A 20,585-nucleotide genomic window follows, 5' to 3' on the forward strand; every position below is an offset into this window, starting at 1 on the left:
GAAAATCCCGGCACGGGGTGGCCGCCCGCGGCTAGACTGACCGGTATGGGTTCGTACCGCTTCTACTTCTTCCGCTGATTCCCGGCCCGGACGGCCGCAGCGCGCCGCACCGCGTGTCCTTCTGAGACGCCCCGGTGCCAAGGTCCTCGTGACGACGTTCTCTCGTGACGATGTTCTGGTGACGTCGACGTCACCCCCCGCGCCCGCCGCCGTCCCTCCGCCGTCCGGCATCCACGCCCCGCTCCCGCCGCGCTTCGGCGCGCGCCGTCGCGGGCCGTCACTCAGGGAAAAGGCACCCATGCACCCCCAGCGCGACCGCGCTCAACTGGCCATGAAGGACGTCTCCAAGGCGTACGGGGACCGCTCCGTACTCGACCAGGTGACCCTCACCGTCCGGCCCGGTGAGAAGACCGCCGTCATCGGCGAGAACGGCTCCGGAAAGTCCACCCTGCTCCGCCTGCTGGCCGGGGCCGAAGCCCCGGACACCGGTGAGATCACCGTCCGGTTCCCCGGCTCCACCGGCTACCTCGCCCAGACGCTCGACCTCGACCCGGCCGACACCGTGCAGGACGCCGTCGACGCGGCCCTCGCCGAACTGCGCGCCCTCGAACACCGGATCCGCGAGGCGGAGGCGGGCCTGTCGGAACGGAAGCCCGGCGACCCGGGGCCGACCGACGCGGAACTCGCCGCGTACGGGGACCTCCTCACCGCCTACGAGGACCGCGACGGCTACCGGGCGGACTCCCGTACCGAAGCGGCTCTGCACGGCCTCGGCCTCGCCCACCTCACCCGCGACCGCCCGCTCGGCACGCTGTCCGGCGGCGAGCAGTCCCGGCTCGCACTCGCCTGCGTGCTGGCCGCCGCCCCCGAACTGCTGCTGCTCGACGAGCCGACCAACCACCTCGACGCCCGCGCCGTCGGCTGGCTGGAGGACCACCTGCGCGCCCACCGGGGGACCCTTGTGGCGATCACCCACGACCGGGCGTTCCTGGAGCGGGTCACCTCGGTGATCCTGGAGGTCGACCGGGACCTGCGTACGGTCACCCGGTACGGGGACGGCTGGGACGGCTACCGCACCGCCAAGGCCGCCGCCCGCCGCCGCTGGGCCCAGGAGCACGAGGAGTACCTCGCGGACCTGGCCCGCACCGAGGAACTGGTCGAGGCGGCGGGCGTACGGCTCGCGGCCACCGGGGGCGACCCGAAACAGGGCTTCGGCAAGCACCGCCGTTCCAGCGAGGCCAAGCTGTCCGGCCGGGTCAGGGCCGCCCGGACCCGCCTGGACGCCCTGCTCAGGTCTCCCGTGCCGCCCCCGCCCCGCCCGCTCGCCTTCACGGGCCGCCCGTCGGTGGCCGAGGAGACGGGCGGAGCGGACCACGCCGGGACCACAGCCGCGAGCGGACCCGCGGGCCGTACCGCCGGGACCACCGGCACGACCGGCACGACAGGTGGCCCCGCGAGCCGGGCGAGGCCCCTCGTGGAGCTGGACTCCGTCTCCGTCGGGGACCGGCTCCATCTCCCTTCCCTGCGCGTGACCTCGGGAGCCCGGCTCCTGGTGACCGGTGAGAACGGGGCCGGGAAGACCACCCTGTTGCGGGTCCTCGCGGGCGACCTGGCCCCCGACACGGGAACGGTCACCCGCCATGCCCGCATCGGTTACCTCCCGCAGGAACTGCCCGCGCGCCCGACCCGGCGTACCCTGCTCGCCACCTTCGCGGCGGGCCGGCCCGGCTTCCCCGACGAGTACGCCGACGACCTCCTGGCCCTCGGCCTGTTCCGCCCCGAGGACCTCGACGTACCCGTCGCGTCCCTCTCCGTCGGCCAGCAACGCAGGCTGGCCCTGGCGCGTCTGGTGACCCGGCCGGCCGATCTGCTGGTGCTGGACGAGCCGACGAACCACATCGCGCTGAGCCTGGTCGAGGAGCTGGAGCAGGCCCTCGACCAGTACCGGGGCGCGGTCGTCGTCGTCTCGCACGACCGCAGCTTCCGGGCCCGCTTCACCGGCGACGTCCTGGAACTGCGGTCAGGCCGCCAGGTGGGCGAGGAGCCGGCCCCGGCCCCGGTCTACGCGTCGGGGGAGGTGGCCGCCCCGCGTACCTGAGCGCGCAGCCGGTCGACGAACACCCGCTGACCGGCGATCAGCCGCTCGGCGGCCTGCTCCGGCGTGCACCAGGCGAACCGGTCCATCTCCGGGAACTCCTGCTGCACGCCGGACCCGCGCGGCCACTCCATCGTGAACGTCCCGGGCACGACGGACGCGAGGTCCAGCTCGGCCTCCAGGGCCCACACGGTCACCGTCTTGCCGCTGCGCTGCCGCGCCTCGCCCAGCGCGATCCACTCACCCGGCGGGACGGGCACCCCCAGCTCTTCCGTGAATTCGCGGCGGGCGGCCGCCTCCGCACCTTCCTCCGCCCCGTACTCGCCCTTCGGCACCGACCAGGCGGCCGCCTCCCGCCCCGCCCAGAACGGCCCGCCCATATGCCCGATCAGTACCTCGACATCCCGCTCGCCCGCGTCCTCGTCCTCCGTGACCCGGAAGAGAAGGAGCCCCGCACTGCGCCTGCCTGTCGACATGTCGTCAAGTCTGCGGCGACGGAGTGCGGGGCGCCACGCGGGGGCGTTGAGCCCGGGGGGCTGGACCCTCTACGTCTTGCGGTAGCCGTACGCCTCCGAGGCCGCCGCCTCCACGGCCGCGAGGTCACCACCGGCCGAGGCCGTCACCACGGCGGCCACCGCGCCCTCGACGAACGGCGCGTCCACGAGCCGGGTGTCCTCGGGCAGCTCGTCGCCCTCGGCGAGCATGGACTTCACCGTGAGGACCGCGCTCCCCAGGTCCACCAGGACCGCGACGCCGGCACCCCGGTCCACGGAGGCGGCGGCCCGCCCGATCAGCTCCGCGCTCGTCCCGAGCCCGCCGTTGGGCAGCCCGCCGGCCGGGGCGACCGGCGCGGTCACCCCTCCGGCGGCAAGCCCCCGGGCCAGCTCGGCGACCGACTCGGCGACCGGACCGCTGTGGGAGACCAGCACGATGCCCACCTGCTGCTCGTCGCTCACGCATCCACTCCGTCCGTCGCCGTCGCTGTCGCCGCCAGGGCCTCGACCAGCAGCGCCGCCGAGGTCGCGCCCGGGTCCTGATGTCCGATGCTGCGCTCGCCGAGATAGCTGGCCCGGCCCTTGCGCGCCTGCATCGGCACCGTCGCCACGGCACCCGCACGGGCCGCTTCGGCGGCTCCCTCGAACGAGGTGGCCAGGGCCTCCGCCGCAGGCAGCAGCGCGTCGAGCATCGTCTTGTCCCCGGCCTGGGCCCCGCCCAGCTGCCCCACCGCGGCCACCCCCGCCGCGAACGCCTGGGCGAACTGTGTCTGCGTCACCTCGTCGTCGTCGCCGAGCGCCTTGCCCGTACGGCGCAGCAGCGTCCCGTACAGCGGGCCCGAGGCCCCGCCGACGGTGGAGATGAGCTGCCGTCCCGCCAGGGTGAGGACCGCACCGGGGGTGGCGGGGGCGTCCTTCTCCAGCACCTCCGTCACCGCCGAGAAGCCGCGCTGGAGGTTGCTGCCGTGATCGGCGTCCCCGATCGCCGAGTCCAGCTCGGTCAGATCGTTCGCCTCACGCTCCACGGACGCCGCGGCAGCGGTCATCCAGCGGCGGAAGAAGTCGGTGTCGAGCACATGATCTCCTGTTCCTCTACCGGTCCCTGGCCCCGTCGGCGGTTCAGCAGCCCCAGCGGAGCGCGGCCGTCCGCACGGGCGCGTCCCACAGGCGCAGCAGTTCCTCGTCGACCTGGCACAGCGTCACCGAGCAGCCTGCCATGTCGAGCGACGTCACGTAGTTCCCCACGAGCGTACGAGCCACCGGGACACCTCGCTGGGACAGCACACGATGGACCTCGGCATTGAAGCCGTACAGCTCCAGCAGCGGTGTCGCCCCCATGCCGTTGACCAGCGCCAGCACCGGGCCGGTGGGCCGCAGGTCCTCCAGGATCGCGTTCACGGCGAAGTCGGCGATCTCCCCGGACGTCATCATCGGGCGCCGCTCACGCCCCGGCTCACCGTGGATGCCGATGCCCAACTCCAGCTCGCCGGCGGGCAGGTCGAAGGTGGGGCTGCCCTTGGCCGGTGTGGTGACGGCGCCGAGTGCCACCCCGAAGCTGCGCGAGGCCCCGTTCACCTGCCGCGCGACCGCGGCCACCCGGTCCAGCGGGGCGCCCTCGTCCGCCAGCGCTCCGGCGATCTTCTCGACGAAGAGCGTCGCTCCCGTACCGCGCCGCCCGGCGGTGAACGTACTGTCGCTCACAGCCACGTCGTCGTCCACCACCACCTGGGCGACCTGGACCCCCTCGTCCTCGGCGAGCTCGGCGGCCATCTCGAAGTTCAGCACGTCACCCGTGTAGTTCTTGACGACGAACAGCACCCCCGCCCCACTGTCGACGGCCGCGGCCGCCCGCACCATCTGGTCCGGCACGGGTGAGGTGAACACCTCCCCGGGACAGGCGGCCGACAGCATCCCGGGCCCGACGAACCCGGCATGCAGCGGCTCATGCCCGGAACCGCCCCCGGAGACGAGCCCCACTTTCCCCGCCACGGGCGCGTCCCGCCGGGCGACGACCCGGTTCTCCACATCGACGGTGAGCTCGGGATGCGCGGCCGCGATGCCCCGCAGAGCATCGGCGACCACGGTCTCGGGAACGTTGATGAGCATTTTCATGCCGGTCTCCTGGTGTGCGTGGCAGAGGACTTCGGGACCTGCGTTTTTCCAGGTGAGGAAGGGGGTGGCCAGTTGTGAATCTTGGTGGTCCGGGGCGGCTTGCGGCGGTGGTCCTTGATCTTGAGGGACGGCTTCCGGGTACTCCAACGTGATGATGCCAACGTGGCGTGTCCGGTGCCACCGCAAAGGCGGCCTGTGCCGCGAACACTCCACGCCCGACGACGCCCGGCGTCGGTCCGGTCCTGTACCGGCCGACATCGGTGTGTGCGCCGTCCGCTCGACTCATCCGAGGGTGATGCGCCGGAAGCGGATCAGCGCGAGGAGCATGAACACGCCGGTGATGACGATGGCGCAGGCCGCGGAATAGGGGAGCGCGTGCAGGATCTCGACGGCGGAGATGTCGCGGCCGCCCGAGCCCAGGGCAGGAGCACCCGCCGCGTCCCGTGCTGTAACCGCAGGAAGTCGCTGCTCCCCTCTTCGTCGATGCCGCCGCAAAGGCCGGACGCGGGCCGGGCGGCGGTCGAGCCGGTAGCGGGGCCGTCCGTTCCCGCCGGGTGATAGGGCGATGTCATCGCGAGTTGGCATCATCCCCGGCGGCCGCCCGCGCCCTCACACTCTCCCCGTACCGTCCCGCGCCCCGTCCGCTGAGCGGACAAACCCCAGGACGCGGGTTCATCGGACAGTAGGAGAAATCCCCCATGAAACACATCTCGACCGCCGCCGCCCGCGCCCTTGCCGGCCTCGGCCTTGTCGCCGCATTAGGTGCGGCTCCCGCGGTCTCCGCCGCTCCTGCTCCTGCCCCCTCCGCCTCCGTCGGCTTCGCCGCGTACAACGGATCGGGCGAGAACGCCGCCGCGAATCGGGCGTTCTTCGACGCTGTCATGAAGTCGGTCGCTGAGAAGCGGGCCGCCAACCCGGGGGCTCAGGCCGTCACCGTCACCTACAGCGCCGCCTCCGCGCCCAGCTTCCGCACCCAGATAGCCAACAGCACCCGCATCTGGAACAGCTCGGTCTCCAACGTCCGGCTCCAGGAGGGCTCCAGAGCGGACTTCACCTACCGCGAGGGCAATGACCCGCGCGGATCGTACGCCTCGACCGACGGACACGGCCGGGGCTTCATCTTCCTGGACTACCGGCAGAACCAGCAGTACAACTCGACCCGCGTCACCACACACGAGACCGGGCACGTGCTCGGTCTGCCCGACACCTACTCCGGCCCGTGCAGTCAGCTGATGTCCGGCGGCGGTCCCGGCCCGTCCTGCACCAACGCCCAGCCGGACGCCAGAGAGCGAGCCCGCGTGAACCAGCTCTGGCAGAACGGCTTCGCGGCCGGGCTCGCACGGCCCGCCTCCTGACCGGCCACGCCGGCACACCGACCGGCGCGAGCTGACTGCTTCACCTGCACGAGCGGGGGCCGTTCCGGACGCGGAACAGCCCCCGCGTTTTGCCCATCGGCCGTCGGAGGCCCACTCACGAGCTGGTGCGCGGCCCGGGCTCGTGTTGATTGGCCCGGCGCACCGCCCGGTCGTTGCGCGCGCTGCCCCAGGCCCGGACGAGCTTCGCGACCGGGTTGCGCGGCTCCCCGGCCTCGGCGCCCTGGCGCAGGGCGCCCGGATTCGACGCGGACGGCAGGAGCCGGGCGGCGACGCCGCTGAGCCGGGTCGTCAGGCCGGGCGCCACGCCGTGCGCGAGCTGGGCCGCCTTGGCGGGCGCGGAGAGCACCAGCCGGGTACGCCGCTGGATGACCGCGTCGACGATCCTGCGGGCGGCCCGCTCGGCGTCCATCGACAGCAGCGGGGCGCCCGCCGCGGTGCTGAACCAGCCGAACTCGGCAGCCGCGTCTCCGCCGAACTCGGCCTGCCGGTGCGATCCGGTCCGCATGAGTCCCGGGTGAACGGCGGTGACGCTCACGCCGGAGGCGGCAGCCTCGGCGTGCAGCCCCTCGGCGAGCGCCCCGACCGCGGCCTTGGCGCACGAGTAGGGCAGCAGATGCGGAACGCCGAGCAGGCCGCCGACCGACCCGATGAGGCCGAGACGGCCCCGGGTTTCCTTCAGGTACGGCAGCGCTTCCAGCGAGGTGTGCAGAGCGCCGTAGAACATGGTGTCCATGGCGTCACGGAACTCCGCCGCACCCACCGCCTCGACGGGCGCGACCTGGATGACCCCGGCGTTGGCGATGACGAGGTCGAGACCGTCACGCTGATGGACCTCGCGTACCAGGGCGCGTACAGCGGCGCGGTCGCGCACGTCGCACACGGCGGTACGCACGGTCGCCCCGGTACCCTCCATCAGCTGCGTCGCCGCTCGCTCCAGTTCGTCGGCATCCCGGGCGGCGATGGTCACGACGCACCCACGCTCCGCCAGCTGCCGGGCCATGAACAGCCCGAGGCCCCGGGAACCGCCGGTGACCAGGGCCCCTGGGCCCTTGGTCCGATACGGAAGGCGGGTGCGGTTGTTCATCTGATTGCCCTTCTGCGGGTGCGCTCGGCGGGTGGGGCCGACGCCGTGGAGCGGATGTGTCCCGAGTGCCCACACCCCGCCGCCCGTAACGCTCCACCGCGAACCAGGACCGCGGGCTGATCGAAGCGCCCCTGTTGTGGGCCGGCCATTACGACGTCAAACTGAATAGGCGGGGGTGCGCCTGATCGGAGGCACCATGATCGTCCTCGGCCTCATTCTTCTCATCATCGGCTTGATCGCCGGTATCGGCGCTCTGTGGACCATCGGAATCATCCTGGTCGCCATCGGCGCGGTGCTCTGGGTTCTCGGAGCTCTGGGGCACGCGGTAGGAGGACGCCGGCACTATTGGTGACCATATTCCGCAGGGCAGCCCGTGGGAGGCCGGCTCCCCGTGCGCATGACCGTGGCCGGGGGCCCCATCCCCGTGGGCAGGTCACGTGCCGCTGGACAGCCGGTTCAGGTGCGCGTCGATCGCGGTGAGTGCGTCCTGGTGCTCGATCATGTCGAGTTCGATCAGGGGGCGTAGTCCGTGACATGCCCGCCTCCCGTGCCACCACGCGCATCGTCAGCTGTATGACGCCGTGCTGCTCCCCCACCCGCCACAGGGCGCGGGCGATCGTTTCGCGGCGCCCGCGGTGATCCACCTGTTTCGGCACCGCAGGCCCCTCCCTCGTACCCCAGGCCTTTTCCGCACCGGCGCCGCTGGGAGGGGACGAGGCAGGCGGTCGAGTTCGGCCCCCGTGGTGCTGCTGTCCCTGCCGATCGACGTGACCCCGCAGGGCACTGACCGGCTGACGCTCGACGTCGGTACGCCGGCCTCCATGCGCACCGGCACCGCGCTGTGCCCCCTCGTCGACGGCGAGGTCCTCCCTGAATCCCCCTGGACCGCGCTGACCGGCGCGCGGGCCTACCGCGCCGTGTTCCCGCAGGCGGGCCCGGAGGAGCTGGTGGAGTCCGCCACAGAGGAAGCCCTCCTCCACAGCTGACCGATCGCCGCTACCTCACACGAACGGAGCCGACGCCGCGTCCCTGTGCTCGCTCCGACGCCAGGCCGGCCACCGCGCAGAGCGCTCCCCAGCCTCCTGCGACCGCCGCGGCTTTGGGGCGGGCGGCCGGATCGGGGAGCTGCGTACCGAAGAGCACCGCGTCGCCGAGGTCGGCCACGACCCGGCATGCGGTTGCCGCTCGTCGAACGGAGTGGTCCTTCGCGACCATCATGGCGATGCCGATCGCGGCATCCCGAACACCCAGCGCACGGATCAGCAGGGCGGCAGGGGCCGGGACGGAACCGTCCTCGTCGTCCAGGCCGCACGGGCGGGCCATCAAGGCCGGGCGCACAAGAATGCCCACACCGTAGGCAGCGGTCGCCGCGCCCACCCATCGCACCAGGCCAGCTTCCACAGCATCCTCCTTGGATCACCCGCGCTCAATGGATCAACGGGTTCCCGGCAGCCCCTCATCCGACACCTCGGTACGCGCACCTGGCGGACTCGGCGGGCGGTACCCACGCGGCGGCGGCACCACGGATTACCTCTGAACGGAAGGGCGCCGGGGTTCCCGGTCCTCGGCCATCGGCGTCATCCGTTTGAACACGTGCACAGGGGTACACGGCGCCCGGGACCTCGCCGGCCCGCGCACCCGCAACAGCTCCGTGCCCGGGGCTGGGCCCGCCGACACGACACGGAAGGTGAACCCGGACGTGCACCTATCCACCGAGGGCGCGGTCTACTCATGCCTCGGTATCGGGGCCCTTCTTGCGGCGGCTCTGCCCCGGCTGCTCTCCCGGCTGCCGGTGTCCGTGCCGATCGTCTTCCTGGCCGCCGGGATGGTCCTCCACCTGACACCACTGCCGCTGCCCGCTTTCGACCCGGTGGCCGATCGCATCTGGGTCCACCACCTCACCGAACTCTGCGTGATCGTCTCGCTGATGGGAGCAGGCCTCGCCATCAACCGGCCTTTCGGGTGGCGCTCCTGGGCCGCGACCTGGCGACTCCTCGGGCTGGCGATGCCCCTGACGATCGGGGCGACGGCGCTCGCCGCATGGGCGCTGCTCGACTGGCCGGTGTCCGTGGCGCTCCTGGTGGCCGCGGTCCTCGCGCCGACGGACCCCGTCCTTGCCTCCGAGGTGCGCGTGGGGGAGCCGTCCGCCGAGAAGGAGGACGAGGACGAGGTCCGCTTCGCGCTGACGAGCGAGGCCGGACTCAACGACGGCCTCGCCTTCCCGTTCGTCCTCGCGGCCCTCGCCCTGGCCGCCGCCGGGAACAGCTGGACCGGTGGCTGGATGGTGCACTGGGTCTGGAGCGACGTGCTCATACGGATCGCCGTAGGCGTGACGGCGGGCCTCGCCATCGGTTTCCTGCTGGGCCGGCTGCTCTTCCGGTCCCGGGCGAAACCGCTGCGGCTCGCCGAGCAGGGCGAGGGCTTCGTGGCTTTGGCGGCGACCTTCCTGGCCTACGGCCTCACCGAGGCTCTCCACGGCTACGGCTTCCTCGCGGTCTTCGTCACCGCGTGTGCTCTGCGCAGGGCCGAGCACAGCCACGGTTATCACCGGGTGATGCACTCCTTCGTCGAGCAGATCGAGCGCCTGCTGATGGCCCTGCTCCTGTTCGCCGTGGGCGCCTATGTGGCGTCGGGCGGTCTGGCCGCGCTCACCTGGAAGGGTGCGGCGGTCGGCGTACTGCTGCACCTCCTCATACGCCCGGCCTCCGGCTGGCTCGCCCAACTGCGGGGCCCGGGCCGCCCGAACGAACGCGCGGCCATCGCCTGCTTCGGGATCCGGGGCATCGGCTCGCTCTTCTACCTCGCCTACGCCTGCGGGGAGGGCGAGTTCGGGGTGTACGAGGAGGAGATGTGGGCGGTCGTCGTCTTCGCCGTTCTGACCTCCGTGGTGGTCCACGGGGTCGCGGCGGCACCGGTCACCTCCTACCTCGACCGTCGCTCGGCCCGGGATCCACTGCGCGAGCGACCAGGGCACGAACGCGTTCCCGGTCGCGGTGGCGGCACGCACCAACGTGCAGAAGTCCGACCGGGACCCGGCGGACCGGAAGCCGTGGGCCCCGGCGGCTCGGCGCCGGTACGTGGAAGAGCGGGTCGCCACGAAACTCCGCAGGGGCCTGACCGCCGATGACCGCGAGCCGGAGGCGCTGACGCAGGAAGGAGCATGCACACAGACGATTTCCCGTTCGACCGAAGGACTGAGCCGTGCCCGACCGACCGGAGATCGTCTGCATCTGCGGCTCGACCCGATTCCTGCACCAGATGCGTAGGGCGAACCGTGATCTGACCTTCGCGGGCGTCATCGTCGTCGCGCCGGGCGAAGCCGACGAGTTGATCACCGATGAGCAGAAGGCCGCGCTGGACGCCCTCCACCTGCGCAAGATCGACCTGGCTGACCGGGTTCTGGTCGTCAACCCCGGCGGGTACATCGGCGAGTCCACGCGCAGGGAGATCGCCTACGCCCACGCCACCGGCAAGCCGGTCTCTTTCACCGATCCCGTCCCGTCCGATCAGTGGACGCTTCCTGGTGCGCACGGGTAATTCGGTCACACGGATACCCGAAAGACAGGCAGGCGCACTGCCGTGAGTAATCTTTTCCCCACCAGAGCTGCCTCTCCCATCGTGACGTTCGGAAACCCGCCCATGCGACCGCTGCTGCTGCCCCGTACCGCCTCGCCGGCCTCCGGCGTGCTGTGCGGTGTGCGTGCTGCGGTTCTTGCCGTGCTGTGCGTCCTGCTGCCGATGGCCGGACACGCGCTGGCCCTGGGGCACGCGCCGCAATGGGTCGTCGTGGCGATGGCGGGGCTCGTAGCCGTGCCGGGAGCAGTGCTCCTGACCCGGCGCAAGCTCACCGACGGGCAACTGCTCGGGGTGCTGGTCGCGGCGCAGGTCGCCCACCACGCCACGTACGCCCTGCCCGGGATGTGCCGGGCGGCGGGCGGAGCCGACGCCACCTCGGGTCTTCCGGCGTGGGTGTAGCACGGTGCGACCCTGCGACTGCCCGAGGGAGTGCTGCTCTCCGGTCACGTGATCGCCCTGGTGGTGGCTGCCCGGGTGCTCGGGCTGACCGAACAGATGCTGTGGCGGAGCAGGCCGCTTCTGGACGTCGTGCTGCGCCTGCTGGCCTTCGTCCGGCCGTTGCTCGTCGTGCGCGGTAAGGGCCCGCAGCGAGGGCTCCGGACGGCCGGGACGCTGTTGAAGCCAGCCGTTCTCGTGCGGCTGCGCTCCGGCCGGGCGCCTCCGCGTGCAGGTGATCTTCTCATCCGTTCCCGGCTGGTGCCGGTCGGCCGTCCTGTCGTGTCCTGACAGACGTACCCCTGTGGGGGGTCGACCGGCGTGCGCCGGTCCCCGCAACCCCCCAGAGGCCCTCATGAAGAAGCTGCACAAGAACCTGATCATCGCCGCCGTCCTGGTCGCCTGTTTCGCGGCAGGTCTCGGCTCCTATCTCCTCCTGCGTCCCGACACCCCGTCCGACAGCGCCACGAACGTGCAGCCCGCCGCGCAGGCCCTGCCCGTACGGGACACCAGCCACCGCCTCAGCGAGCCCGAACGCAGCGAGCTGACCGTCGTCGAGTTCCTGGACTTCGAGTGCGAAGCCTGCGGCGCGTACTACCCGGCGGTCGAGAAGCTCCGCGAGGAGTACGGGGACCGGGTCACCTTCGTCGCCCGGTACTTCCCCATGCCCGGCCACCGCAACGGCGAGCTCGCCGCCCGCGTCGCCGAAGCCGCGGCCCGGCAGGGCAAGTTCGAGCAGATGTACAGCAAGCTCTTCACCACGCAGAAGGAATGGGGCGAGGCGCAGGAGAGCAAGGAGAGCGTCTTCCGCGGCTACGCGAAGCAGCTCGGCCTCGACATGGCGAAGTTCGACACGGATCTCGCCGACCCGGCCACCGCGGAGCGCGTCAAGGCCGACCAGCGCGACGGCCTGGGCCTCGGCGTGCAGGGAACCCCGACCTTCGTCGTCGGCGGCACCAGGATCCAGAACCCGGCCTCGTACGACGAGTTCAAGAAGCTCATCGACGACCGCCTCGCCGAGTGACCAGGAGGCCGGCACCACCCCTCCCCACGACCCGCACGTCCGCGTTCTCCTCCTGTGGTGAGCGTCCCTACTATGGAGGGGGTGGGGGAGCGCAGGTGCCGGGAAGCGGGGAGTGGGACGGGGAATGCGACGGCTCGGAGAGCTCGAGGCCGAGATCATGGACTGCCTGTGGACGTGGGGCAGGCCGGCGACCGTCCGTGAGATCGTCGACGACATCAACCTTCGCCGGCCGTCCGCCTACACGACGGTGATGACCGTGGCCACGATCCTCTACGACAAGGGCTGGCTGACCCGGCGGAAGCAGGGCCAGGCGTGGCTCTACACGCCGGTCCGCAGCCGCGAGGCGTACTCGGCGGCGCTGATGGAGGACGCGTTGGGGGCGAGCCGGGACCGGTCGGCCGCGCTCGTGCACTTCGTCGAGCGCATGACGGACGAGGAGGTCGCCGCCCTGCGCGAGGCGCTGCGCGCGACCGGCCGCGACGGTGAGCTGTGAACGCCGCCCCCTTCTTCCTCGGTTACGCGGCCGCCGTCGGCGGGCTGGCCCCCAGACTGGTGCTCCGCAGCAGCTGGCCGCAGCGGTCACCGCTGCTGGCGGTGGCCGTGTGGTTCGCGCTGGCGGCGTCCTTCTCCCTCTGCGTGGCGCTGGCGGCCCTGCACCTCGCGACGCCGGGGGCGCATCTGCACGGTGTCCTCTACTCCTGCCGCGTGGCGGTGGGGCTGGAGGCCCCGTCCACCGACGGGCTGCTGCCCGCCCTGGGAGGCGCGGTGGCCCTCGTCGTGGTCGTCGGCCACCTGACCGCGTTCGCCCTGCACGCCGGGCGCGCGTACGCCGCGCGGGCCCGGCACCGGGACGTCCTGGACAAGGTCGGCCGCGCTTCGGCCTGTTCGCGGGCGACCGTGCTGGAGCATGCCGAGCCGGCCGCGTACTGCCTGCCGGGCCGCGCCCCGAGGATCGTCGTCAGCAGCGGAGCCGTCGGGCTGCTGTCCGCCGAGGAGCTCAGTGCCGTCGTCGAGCACGAGCGGGCCCATATCCACGGCCGCCACCACCTCGTCCTCGCGGCCGCCGCCGCCTTCGCCCGGGTCTTCCCCCGCCTGCCGCTCGCCCGCCATCTCCAGGAACAGGTGCCCCTGCTCCTGGAGATGGCCGCCGACGATCGCGTACTGCGCCGCTGCTCGCGGGGTGCGCTGGCCGCCGCCATGTTCACCCTGGCGTCGGGGGAAGCGCCCCGCGGGGCGCTGGCGGCGGGCGGGCAGACGGCGTTGGTCCGCCTCAAGCGTGTCCTGGCGCCGGCGCACGACGCGCACCCGGTCGTGCGCTGGGCGGCCGGCACGGGCGCCCTGGCGACGTTCGTCCTGCCCCTGCTGCTGACCTGTCACGCCGGACTGGGGTAGCCGCCCCGCATGAATCGGACCGGAATCAGATCCGTACGCCCCACATGAAGGGCATGCCGCTGCGGGCGATGGACTCGTAGCGCACCTGGGCGCCCGGTTTCGGTGAGTGGAGTATCTGGCCGTTCCCGGCGTAGAAGCCGACGTGGCTCAGGTCGGTGCGCATGATGATGAGGTCGCCGGGCTTGAGGGCGCTGAGCGAGTTGATCCGGGTACCGAAGTTGGCCTGGGCCTGAGACGTGCGCGGCAGCGACACACCCGCCTGCCGGAACGCCCAGGAGGTCAGACCGGAGCAGTCGAACGACCCCGGTCCGGCGGCGCCCCACACGTACGGCATGCCGACCCGGCTCTTCGCCGCGTCGAACGCCGACGCCGTACGCCCGGACGCACTGGCCTCGTCGCCGAGGTCGACCCGCTCGCTGTTCCGGTTGGCACGCTGCTCCTCGGCGGCCCGCTCGGCCCGCTCCTCGGCTGTCAGCGTGTTCATGAGCCGCTGCGCCTGCGCCAGCTTGCCCTGGATCTCCGCTTTCTTCTCCCCGAGCTCCTCACGGGAGTCCTGGAGGCTGCCGAGCTTCTTCGCGGCCTCGCCGCGCTGCTGCTGCAGGCCGCGCTGCTGGGAGAGGAATCGCTGGAGGGTCTCCGACTGCCGTGCGCTGAGCCGGTCGAGGCCCGAGGCCCGGTCCAGATAGGCGTCGGGGTCGGCCGAGAGCAGCAGCTGGAGGGAGGGATCGAGCCCGCCGGAACGGTACTGGGCGGTGGCCACCGAACCGAGTTGGCGGCGCAGCTCGTTGAGGGCTTCCTGCTTGCGGGCGACCGAGTCCTGGAGGCTCTCGGCCTCCTTCTTCAGTGTTCCGGCGGCTTCCTTCGCCCCGTTGTACTTCTCCGTCGCCTGGGTGGCTTCCTCGTACAGCCGGTCGATCTGGGCCTGCACGCCCTTCTTGTTCGGGTCCGGCAGCGGATCGGCCGAGGCCGAGTGCGCCGAGAGGGCGACCGTCACCGCCGCGGTCGCGGTCGCGGTGAGCACGGAGGCGTATCCGTGGCTGGGCTGCTTTGGACGACGGTGGGACGCCACTGAGGCGGGCTCCTTCTTCCTCGGCCGCTGTCGGGCGGCCTGGGGGCCGGTCAACTTCTTCCGCGATGCGGGGGATTCGGCGACACCTCCACCGGAGTTCCAGGCGGATGACCGGTCGTACAGAGGCTGGGCCTCGCATACTAATCAACTTAGTGGCTGGTATCCAAGCGTGATCAGGGAACGCGTGTGCCGTCGGGGGCCGAACGAACGCCGCGCCCGCCCGTACTCACCCGATCCGGTGAACTGCGCCCCGGGGGCAGGTGACGGAGAGCCTCGCTCCGCCCGGCGCCCGACCCGCGCCGACCAGGTGTCCGCGCGCCCCTTCGGGGGGTGGTCGGGCAGCCCCGCTTATCGGCGCTTTACGTGATTGATCGATTACCTTTCGTGATTGTGGTGATCCGGTCGGCGTTCCGTGGACCCCACCCGGTGCCCTGGCCCCGGGTGGCGCTGTACGTCGTCCTGATCGCGCTGATCCACGTGCTCGGCTGCTCACACGGCCCTGCGGTGGGGGCCGTTGCCGTTCGTGCGGACACCCCGCTGCCCGCCTCGGCCACCGCCGTCGCGACCCCGGCGGCCGAAGCCCCGCACGCGACCGCCCCCGAAGCGGCCCGACCGGACGCTCCCCGGTCCGTCGAATGCGCCGACGACGAGCTCTCCGTCCAGGGACCCCGGTGCACCGGCCTGCCCGAGCCGGGCCCCACCGCGATCACACCCCGGTCGGACCTCGCCGTCTCCACGCCGGGGACGACACGCGCCGGCCCGCCGGGCGCCGGCGCCACCGTGCCCTTCCTGATCCACCGCTCCCCGTCCGTGCTGAGCGTGTGGCGGACCTGACCGGCCCAGGCAGGTTCCGCCCTCACCACCCGCCCGCACGCACCGGCCGGTCGCGCCCCGTCGCACCGGCACTGGGAGAAGCACGCCATGAACATCCAGGACCGCAGCACCGCCCCCGCCTCGCCGGCGCAGCTGCTCGCCCACACCAAGCGCCCTCTGCACACCCCTGCCGGACTCGTGGGCGACACGCCCCTGTTGTGGATCGGGGATCCCTTCACCCACGGCCGAGGAGGGTTCTGGGCCAAGCTCGAAGGCCACAACCCGGGCGGCATCAAGGACCGGACCGCGCTGCACATGGTCCGGGCGGCACGCCACCGCGGCCGGCTCCTGCCCGGCGCCCGTATCGTGGAATCCACCTCCGGCACCCTCGGACTCGGGCTCGCCCTGGCCGGGGTGACCTTCGGGCACCCGGTCACCGTCGTCGGCGACCCCGGCATGGAACCCCTGATGACCGGCCTGCTCACCGCCTACGGGGCCGACGTCCAGATCGTCGACGCCCCGCACCCGGTCGGCGGCTGGCAGGAGGCCCGGCGCGAACGGGTAGCACAAATCCTCGCCGCGTCCCCGGACTCATGGTGCCCGGACCAGTACCACAACCCGGACAACGTGACCGCGTACGCGCCGCTCGCCCACGAACTCGTCGCCCAACTCGGGCGCATCGACACCCTGGTGGTGAGCGTCGGCACCGGCGGCCACTCCGCGGGCATCGCCGGCGTGCTCCGCGGCTACTTCCCCGGCCTGCGTGTCGTGGGCGTCGACACCACCGGCTCCACCATCTTCGGACAGCCCGCAGCGACGCGGCTGATGCGCGGTCTGGGCAGCAGCATCCACCCCCGTAACGTCGCCTACGAGCTGTTCGACGAGGTCCACTGGGTGGCTGCCCCGGAAGCGGTCTGGGCGGCGCGGCGGCTGGCCCGCGCGCACTACGCCACCGGTGGCTGGAGCGTCGGCGCGGTCGCTCTCGTCTCCCGCTGGCTGGCCCGCAGCCTGCCGCCGGAGAACCGGATCCTGACCGTGTTCCCCGACGGGCCGCAGCGGTACGTCGGCACTGTCTTCGACGACGCCTACTGCCGGGAGCACAGCCTGCTGGACCATCCGCCCGCCGAGGACCCCGACGAGATCACCCGGTCCGAGGACCGGGTCGTCACCCGCTGGACCCGATGCACCAACGTCACCGACCCCCTCGCCATCGACGGGCAGCTGCTCGCCGAGGCCCGCCGATGAGGGCGCTGTGGCGGCAGACCCGCACCTTCTCCGCCCCCACCCGGCTGCTGATGGCCAACCAGTTTGCCATCAACCTCGCCTTCTACATGCTCATGCCCTACCTGGCCGCCCACCTCGCCGGTCCCCTAGGGCTGGCCGCCTGGGCCGTCGGGCTGGTCCTCGGGGTGCGCAACTTCTCCCAGCAGGGCATGTTCCTCATCGGCGGGACCATCGCCGACCGGCTCGGCTACAAGGCGCCCATCATGGCCGGCTGCCTGCTGCGCACCGCCGGGTTCGGACTGCTCGGCTGGGTCGACAGCCTGCCCGCGCTGATCGCCGCGTCCGCCGCCACCGGCTTCGCCGGCGCGCTGTTCAACCCGGCCGTACGCGCCTATCTGGCTGCCGAGGCGGGAGAGCGCAGGGTGGACGCCTTCGCCACCTTCAACGTCTACTACCAGGCGGGCATGTTCCTGGGCCCCCTCGTCGGCCTCGCCCTGCTCGCAGCCGATTTCCGGACCGTGTGCACGGCCGCCGCCGCGATCTTCGCCCTCCTCACCGCCCTGCAATGGCGCGCCCTGCCCGACCGCCGTACCGCGCGTACGGATGACGTATCCGAGCCGGCCGAGAGCATTCTGGCGCAGTGGCGATCGGTGCTGGCGAACCGGCCGTTCCTGCTGTTCTCCGCAGCCATGATCGGCTCGTACGTCCTCACCTTCCAGGTCTACCTCGCGCTTCCGCTCGCCGCCGGGGAATTCCTGGGACCGAACGCCACCGAGGTCACCAGCGGCCTGTTCGTCGTCTCCGCCGCGGTCGCCGTGGTCGGGCAACTCCGCCTGACGGCTTGGGCGAAGAAGCGCTGGAGCTCGCACCAGGCGCTGGCCGTCGGACTCGCCCTCATGGGTCTGGCCTTCGTCCCTCTCGCCTTCACCTCTCACGACGCGCCCGCCATGGCCCTCACCGCCCTGGTGACCGCCGTGGTGCTTCTCGCCGTCGGCGGAGCGATCCTCTATCCCTTCGAGATGGAGACGGTGGTCGTCCTGTGCGACAACCGGCTGGTCGCCACCCACTACGGCCTCTACAACACCGTCTCCGGCCTCGGCATCACCCTGGGCAACCTGGCCGTCGGAGCCGTATGGGACTTCGCGCAGAGCCATCGGGCGGAGTGGCTGACGTGGGGAGCACTCGTCGCGACGGGACTCGCCTGCTCGGCATCGGTCATCGTCCTCGCCCGCACCGGAATCCTCACCAGGCGCCCGGCGCTTGAGGTCAGGCAGGCGTGAGCAGGCAGAACTCGTTGCCTTCCGGGTCGGCCAGGATGGTCCAGTGGATCGCGGACTGGTCGATACCGGGGTCGGTGGCGCCCAGGCAGCGCAGCCGGTCCGCCTCTGCCGCCGGGTCGTCACCGGGGTAGGGGCGGACGTCGAGGTGGACACGGTTCCACCCGCTCTTGGTGTCGGGCGTACGGAGGAACTCCAGGTAGGGGCCGACGCCCTTGGCGGAGCGCATGGTCGCGCTGTCGTCGGTGACCTCGTGCAGCGTCCAGTCCATCGCCTCGCCCCAGAACCGGGCCATCTCCCGTGGATCGGTGCAGTCGACCACCACGGCGGCGATCGGCCCGGTGTCCCGGTAGACCTGGCGGGGCTCCAGGACGCAGAACTCGTTGCCCTCCGGGTCGGCCATCACCGTCCAGGGGACGTCGCCCTGCCCCACGTCGACGGGCGTGGCACCGAGGCTCTTCAGGCGTGCGACCAGCTCCTCCTGATGGGCCGTCGAGGTGGTGGCCAGGTCGAGGTGCACACGGTTCTTGACCGTTTTGGGTTCCGGTCGGGCGACGAGGTCGATGCAGACGGCCGCGGGGTCGGGGTAGGCGAAGCCCACGGGTTCGAGGTTGGTCACCCCGGGCCCCTCGCTGTCGATACCCCAGCCGAGCGCCTCCGCCCAGAACCGGCCGAGCGCGGCGTCGTCATGGGCCTTCATGCTGATCTGCACGAGTCGTGTTGCCATGCCGCAGATCCTAGAAGCCCGGCCGGCTCCCGGAGATCACTGAGGGAGCGGATGCCGCCGATGCGGCGGCGGCCCGCTCGATCTTCGCGCGGTACGCCGCGCGGGCTTCCTCGTCGATCGGCTTCTCGTGTTCGGGGCGCAGCCCGGTCCGGCCGTCGAGCCCCTCGCGCAGGATGTCGGCGTGCCCGGTGTGCCGGACGGTCTCGCCGAGGACGTGGACCATGACGGCGAACAGATTCGTTTCGGAGTGGGGGTCGGGCCACCACGGCACATGGCCGGGGGCGTCGAGGGGGAGCACGGCGATCGTCGCGTCCGCGTGGTCCCACGTGCGCCGGTAGAACCCGGTGATCCGGTCGCGGGTCTCGCCCTCGGCCGCCCACAGATCGCTGCCGTCGTGGTCCTGCCACCGGGACAGTGGCTCCGGGGACGGGCGGCCGAAGACCTCGCCGAAGTACCTGGCCTCGACGGTGGCCACATGCTTGACCAGGCCCAGGAGGTTGGTTCCGGTCGCCGTCAACGGCCGTCGGGCGTCGTACTCGGACAAGCCGTCGAGCTTCCAGAGAAGCGCCTCACGGTCCCGCCGCAGTCTCCCGTGCAGGGTGTCTTTCGCGAACTCGTCGATCATGCGGCATGAGCCTATAGCGGCTTGGGGGCGAGCGTTCCTGGGACGGTGTGCGAAGGAGTCGCAGCCAGTCCGCCCGCTCGGTGCGATATCGGCCGCTGTCGCCGTGCCGGTGAGCGGACAGGCGTTACGTGCCGGCGTCGAGGGGTACCCCTGTGCGTACGAAACGACGTGAAGGAAGCAAAAGCGAAGAGAACGGCCGCGACGCACAAGGAACGAGGATCACATGCAGGTGGGCTACAAGCTGGCGGCGGAGGCGTTCGGCCCGGCAGAGCTGGTCAGGCAGGCCGTGCTCGCCGAGGAGGCGGGATTCGACTTCGTGGAGATCAGCGACCACTACCACCCCTGGCTCGACAACCAGGGGCACTCGCCGTTCGCCTGGACGGTGCTGGGAACCATCGCGGCCCGGACCTCGCACATCGGCCTGGCGACCGGGGTGACCTGTCCCACCGTCCGCTACCACCCCGCAGTCATCGCTCAGGCTGCCGCGACCCTCGCCCTGCTCTCGGAAGGCCGCTTCGTCCTCGGCGTCGGCTCGGGGGAGCGGCTCAACGAACACGTCGTCGGCCCCGGCTTCCCCGACGCGGTCAAGCCCCGGCACGACCTGCTCAGGGAAGCGCTGGACATCATCCGGCTGCTGTGGAGCGGGGGGTACCAGTCCTACGAGGGCAAGCATCTGCGGCTCCAGGACGCCCGGGTCTTCGACCTCCCCGACGAGCTGCCACTGATCGCGGTGGCCGCCAGCGGCCCGGAATCGACCCGGATCGCCGCCGAACTGGGCGACGGCCTTTTCGCCACGGAGGACAAGATGAGCATCGTCCGGCACTACCGCGACGCAGGCGGCACCGGTCCGTGCTACGGGGAGGTCCCGATGGCCTGGGCCCCCGACGCGCACACCGCCGCACGGGCCGCGCTCGAGACCTCGCGCTGGGCGCTGACCGGCTGGAAGGTGATGAGCGAGCTGCCCAACCCGGTCAATTTCGACGCCGCGACCGCCACGGTCCGCGAGGAGGACATCCTGGAGAAGTTCGCCTGCGGAGCGGATCCCGGACGGTACGTCGAGGTGGCTCAGCGGTACGTCGACGCGGGCTTCGACCGGCTGGTCATGCAGAACGCCGGCCCCGACCCCGACGGCTTCATCGACTTCTACCGCAGCGAACTCGACGGACGTATCCGACAGCTCGAACCGAACCGTCCGCGAGCCTGAAGGCGTTCGGGGGCCCAGGCGACGAGGCGACGAGTCCTCGATCACCTACAGGGTGCGG

Annotated in this window: 25 protein-coding genes; 15 read left to right on the forward strand and 10 right to left on the reverse strand. The window is 71.8% G+C overall.

Annotation, left to right across the window (positions count from 1 at the left end):
- The first annotated feature begins 298 nt into the window (after nt 1-298).
- Nucleotides 299-2,098, forward strand: coding sequence for an ABC-F family ATP-binding cassette domain-containing protein (locus IE134_RS23690; protein WP_189431624.1), 1,800 nt, complete (start codon nt 299-301; stop codon nt 2,096-2,098).
- On the opposite strand, the gene IE134_RS23695 is transcribed toward IE134_RS23690, so the two are convergent.
- The 5 genes from IE134_RS23695 to IE134_RS34255 form a co-directional block, all read right to left on the reverse strand.
- Nucleotides 2,062-2,571, reverse strand: coding sequence for an NUDIX hydrolase (locus IE134_RS23695; protein WP_030713042.1), 510 nt, complete (start codon nt 2,569-2,571; stop codon nt 2,062-2,064). The genes IE134_RS23690 and IE134_RS23695 overlap by 37 nt on opposite strands.
- Nucleotides 2,572-2,640: 69 nt before the next feature.
- Complete coding sequence (locus IE134_RS23700) at nt 2,641-3,051, reverse strand: PTS-dependent dihydroxyacetone kinase phosphotransferase subunit DhaM (RefSeq protein WP_030713045.1); 411 nt, start codon at nt 3,049-3,051, stop codon at nt 2,641-2,643.
- Nucleotides 3,048-3,665, reverse strand: a complete 618-nt coding sequence (gene dhaL / locus IE134_RS23705) for a dihydroxyacetone kinase subunit DhaL (RefSeq protein WP_030713048.1) — start codon at nt 3,663-3,665, stop codon at nt 3,048-3,050. The genes IE134_RS23700 and dhaL overlap by 4 nt, the downstream gene beginning before the upstream one ends.
- Before the next feature lie 43 nt (nt 3,666-3,708).
- Nucleotides 3,709-4,701: a dihydroxyacetone kinase subunit DhaK gene (dhaK, locus tag IE134_RS23710; protein WP_030713051.1), complete on the reverse strand. Its 993-nt coding sequence runs from the start codon at nt 4,699-4,701 to the stop codon at nt 3,709-3,711.
- Nucleotides 4,702-4,983: 282 nt separating this feature from the next.
- Nucleotides 4,984-5,286, reverse strand: coding sequence for a hypothetical protein (locus IE134_RS34255; RefSeq protein ID WP_229823711.1), 303 nt, complete (start codon nt 5,284-5,286; stop codon nt 4,984-4,986).
- Nucleotides 5,287-5,399: 113 nt separating this feature from the next.
- Here IE134_RS34255 and snpA point away from each other — a divergent pair, with 113 nt between their 5' ends.
- Nucleotides 5,400-6,056: a snapalysin gene (snpA, locus tag IE134_RS23720; RefSeq protein ID WP_098019628.1), complete on the forward strand. Its 657-nt coding sequence runs from the start codon at nt 5,400-5,402 to the stop codon at nt 6,054-6,056.
- Nucleotides 6,057-6,171: 115 nt separating this feature from the next.
- Here the strand turns inward: snpA and IE134_RS23725 are convergent, their stop codons facing one another.
- Entirely contained in the window at nt 6,172-7,161 is a 990-nt protein-coding gene (locus IE134_RS23725) for an SDR family NAD(P)-dependent oxidoreductase (RefSeq protein WP_098019625.1), read from the reverse strand.
- Nucleotides 7,162-7,357: 196 nt separating this feature from the next.
- Between IE134_RS23725 and IE134_RS23730 the strand changes: the two genes are divergently transcribed.
- Together IE134_RS23730 and IE134_RS34260 are read left to right on the forward strand one after the other, a co-directional pair.
- Nucleotides 7,358-7,513: a DUF6131 family protein gene (locus IE134_RS23730; protein ID WP_093445601.1), complete on the forward strand. Its 156-nt coding sequence runs from the start codon at nt 7,358-7,360 to the stop codon at nt 7,511-7,513.
- Nucleotides 7,514-7,901: 388 nt separating this feature from the next.
- Nucleotides 7,902-8,147, forward strand: coding sequence for a hypothetical protein (locus tag IE134_RS34260; RefSeq protein ID WP_229823712.1), 246 nt, complete (start codon nt 7,902-7,904; stop codon nt 8,145-8,147).
- Between the two features lie 10 nt (nt 8,148-8,157).
- Here the strand turns inward: IE134_RS34260 and IE134_RS23740 are convergent, their stop codons facing one another.
- Nucleotides 8,158-8,562, reverse strand: coding sequence for a DUF4267 domain-containing protein (locus IE134_RS23740; RefSeq protein ID WP_032768536.1), 405 nt, complete (start codon nt 8,560-8,562; stop codon nt 8,158-8,160).
- A gap of 298 nt (nt 8,563-8,860) precedes the next feature.
- On the opposite strand from IE134_RS23740, the gene IE134_RS23745 reads away from it, so the two are divergent.
- The 7 genes from IE134_RS23745 (at nt 8,861) to IE134_RS23770 (ending at nt 13,588) form a co-directional block, all read left to right on the forward strand.
- Nucleotides 8,861-10,288: a cation:proton antiporter gene (locus IE134_RS23745; protein WP_098019643.1), complete on the forward strand. Its 1,428-nt coding sequence runs from the start codon at nt 8,861-8,863 to the stop codon at nt 10,286-10,288.
- Nucleotides 10,289-10,362: 74 nt separating this feature from the next.
- Nucleotides 10,363-10,698: a hypothetical protein gene (locus IE134_RS23750; protein WP_098019622.1), complete on the forward strand. Its 336-nt coding sequence runs from the start codon at nt 10,363-10,365 to the stop codon at nt 10,696-10,698.
- Between the two features lie 102 nt (nt 10,699-10,800).
- Nucleotides 10,801-11,136, forward strand: coding sequence for a hypothetical protein (locus tag IE134_RS34265; RefSeq protein ID WP_229823713.1), 336 nt, complete (start codon nt 10,801-10,803; stop codon nt 11,134-11,136).
- Between the two features lie 48 nt (nt 11,137-11,184).
- A complete protein-coding gene (locus IE134_RS34270) occupies nt 11,185-11,463 on the forward strand; it encodes a hypothetical protein (protein WP_229823715.1) in 279 nt (92 codons plus the stop codon).
- A gap of 64 nt (nt 11,464-11,527) precedes the next feature.
- The gene (locus IE134_RS23760; RefSeq protein ID WP_030713066.1) at nt 11,528-12,196 is read left to right on the forward strand and encodes a DsbA family protein; all 669 of its coding nucleotides are present in this window, start codon (nt 11,528-11,530) and stop codon (nt 12,194-12,196) included.
- Nucleotides 12,197-12,320: 124 nt separating this feature from the next.
- Nucleotides 12,321-12,689 carry a BlaI/MecI/CopY family transcriptional regulator gene (locus tag IE134_RS23765; RefSeq protein ID WP_030713067.1) on the forward strand — a complete coding sequence of 123 codons (369 nt, stop codon included), beginning with the start codon at nt 12,321-12,323 and terminating at the stop codon, nt 12,687-12,689.
- The gene (locus IE134_RS23770) at nt 12,686-13,588 is read left to right on the forward strand and encodes a M56 family metallopeptidase (protein ID WP_098895034.1); all 903 of its coding nucleotides are present in this window, start codon (nt 12,686-12,688) and stop codon (nt 13,586-13,588) included. Before IE134_RS23765 ends, IE134_RS23770 begins: the two co-directional genes overlap by 4 nt.
- 25 nt (nt 13,589-13,613) lie before the next feature.
- Here IE134_RS23770 and IE134_RS23775 read toward each other — a convergent pair whose 3' ends face one another.
- A complete protein-coding gene (locus IE134_RS23775) occupies nt 13,614-14,657 on the reverse strand; it encodes a C40 family peptidase (protein WP_098895035.1) in 1,044 nt (347 codons plus the stop codon).
- A gap of 426 nt (nt 14,658-15,083) precedes the next feature.
- Between IE134_RS23775 and IE134_RS23780 the strand changes: the two genes are divergently transcribed.
- The 3 genes from IE134_RS23780 to IE134_RS23790 all read left to right on the forward strand — a co-directional run bounded on the left by IE134_RS23780 (nt 15,084) and on the right by IE134_RS23790 (nt 17,974).
- The gene (locus IE134_RS23780) at nt 15,084-15,491 is read left to right on the forward strand and encodes a hypothetical protein (protein ID WP_126932466.1); all 408 of its coding nucleotides are present in this window, start codon (nt 15,084-15,086) and stop codon (nt 15,489-15,491) included.
- 87 nt (nt 15,492-15,578) lie between these two features.
- Nucleotides 15,579-16,715, forward strand: a complete 1,137-nt coding sequence (locus tag IE134_RS23785; protein WP_126932467.1) for a PLP-dependent cysteine synthase family protein — start codon at nt 15,579-15,581, stop codon at nt 16,713-16,715.
- A complete protein-coding gene (locus tag IE134_RS23790; protein ID WP_030713073.1) occupies nt 16,712-17,974 on the forward strand; it encodes an MFS transporter in 1,263 nt (420 codons plus the stop codon). Before IE134_RS23785 ends, IE134_RS23790 begins: the two co-directional genes overlap by 4 nt.
- On the opposite strand, the gene IE134_RS23795 is transcribed toward IE134_RS23790, so the two are convergent.
- A complete protein-coding gene (locus tag IE134_RS23795) occupies nt 17,961-18,698 on the reverse strand; it encodes a VOC family protein (protein WP_189431626.1) in 738 nt (245 codons plus the stop codon). The two genes, IE134_RS23790 and IE134_RS23795, sit on opposite strands and share 14 nt — an antisense overlap.
- Before the next feature lie 10 nt (nt 18,699-18,708).
- A complete protein-coding gene (locus tag IE134_RS23800) occupies nt 18,709-19,323 on the reverse strand; it encodes a DinB family protein (protein ID WP_189431629.1) in 615 nt (204 codons plus the stop codon).
- Nucleotides 19,324-19,546: 223 nt separating this feature from the next.
- On the opposite strand from IE134_RS23800, the gene IE134_RS23805 reads away from it, so the two are divergent.
- Nucleotides 19,547-20,527 (forward strand): TIGR03557 family F420-dependent LLM class oxidoreductase, encoded by a 981-nt coding sequence (locus IE134_RS23805; RefSeq protein ID WP_189431631.1) that lies wholly within the window; start codon nt 19,547-19,549, stop codon nt 20,525-20,527.
- Nucleotides 20,528-20,585: the final 58 nt, after the last annotated feature.

The organism is Streptomyces rubiginosohelvolus, from assembly GCF_014649875.1.
Taxonomy (GTDB): Bacteria; Actinomycetota; Actinomycetes; order Streptomycetales; family Streptomycetaceae; genus Streptomyces; species Streptomyces rubiginosohelvolus.

Excerpts from the sequence above, each read along its gene's own strand:
- IE134_RS23760 (WP_030713066.1), top strand. The coding sequence starts at position 11,528 with ATGAAGAAGCTGCACAAGAACCTGATCATCGCCGCCGTCCTGGTCGCC.
- snpA (WP_098019628.1), top strand. The coding sequence starts at position 5,400 with ATGAAACACATCTCGACCGCCGCCGCCCGCGCCCTTGCCGGCCTCGGC.
- IE134_RS23765 (WP_030713067.1), top strand. The coding sequence starts at position 12,321 with ATGCGACGGCTCGGAGAGCTCGAGGCCGAGATCATGGACTGCCTGTGG.
- IE134_RS23790 (WP_030713073.1), top strand. The coding sequence starts at position 16,712 with ATGAGGGCGCTGTGGCGGCAGACCCGCACCTTCTCCGCCCCCACCCGG.
- IE134_RS34265 (WP_229823713.1), top strand. The coding sequence starts at position 10,801 with ATGCGACCGCTGCTGCTGCCCCGTACCGCCTCGCCGGCCTCCGGCGTG.
- IE134_RS23695 (WP_030713042.1), bottom strand. The coding sequence starts at position 2,571 with ATGTCGACAGGCAGGCGCAGTGCGGGGCTCCTTCTCTTCCGGGTCACG.
- dhaK (WP_030713051.1), bottom strand. The coding sequence starts at position 4,701 with ATGAAAATGCTCATCAACGTTCCCGAGACCGTGGTCGCCGATGCTCTG.
- IE134_RS23795 (WP_189431626.1), bottom strand. The coding sequence starts at position 18,698 with ATGGCAACACGACTCGTGCAGATCAGCATGAAGGCCCATGACGACGCC.
- IE134_RS23785 (WP_126932467.1), top strand. The coding sequence starts at position 15,579 with ATGAACATCCAGGACCGCAGCACCGCCCCCGCCTCGCCGGCGCAGCTG.
- IE134_RS23725 (WP_098019625.1), bottom strand. The coding sequence starts at position 7,161 with ATGAACAACCGCACCCGCCTTCCGTATCGGACCAAGGGCCCAGGGGCC.
- IE134_RS23690 (WP_189431624.1), top strand. The coding sequence starts at position 299 with ATGCACCCCCAGCGCGACCGCGCTCAACTGGCCATGAAGGACGTCTCC.
- IE134_RS23730 (WP_093445601.1), top strand. The coding sequence starts at position 7,358 with ATGATCGTCCTCGGCCTCATTCTTCTCATCATCGGCTTGATCGCCGGT.
- IE134_RS23805 (WP_189431631.1), top strand. The coding sequence starts at position 19,547 with ATGCAGGTGGGCTACAAGCTGGCGGCGGAGGCGTTCGGCCCGGCAGAG.
- IE134_RS34255 (WP_229823711.1), bottom strand. The coding sequence starts at position 5,286 with ATGCCAACTCGCGATGACATCGCCCTATCACCCGGCGGGAACGGACGG.
- IE134_RS23800 (WP_189431629.1), bottom strand. The coding sequence starts at position 19,323 with ATGATCGACGAGTTCGCGAAAGACACCCTGCACGGGAGACTGCGGCGG.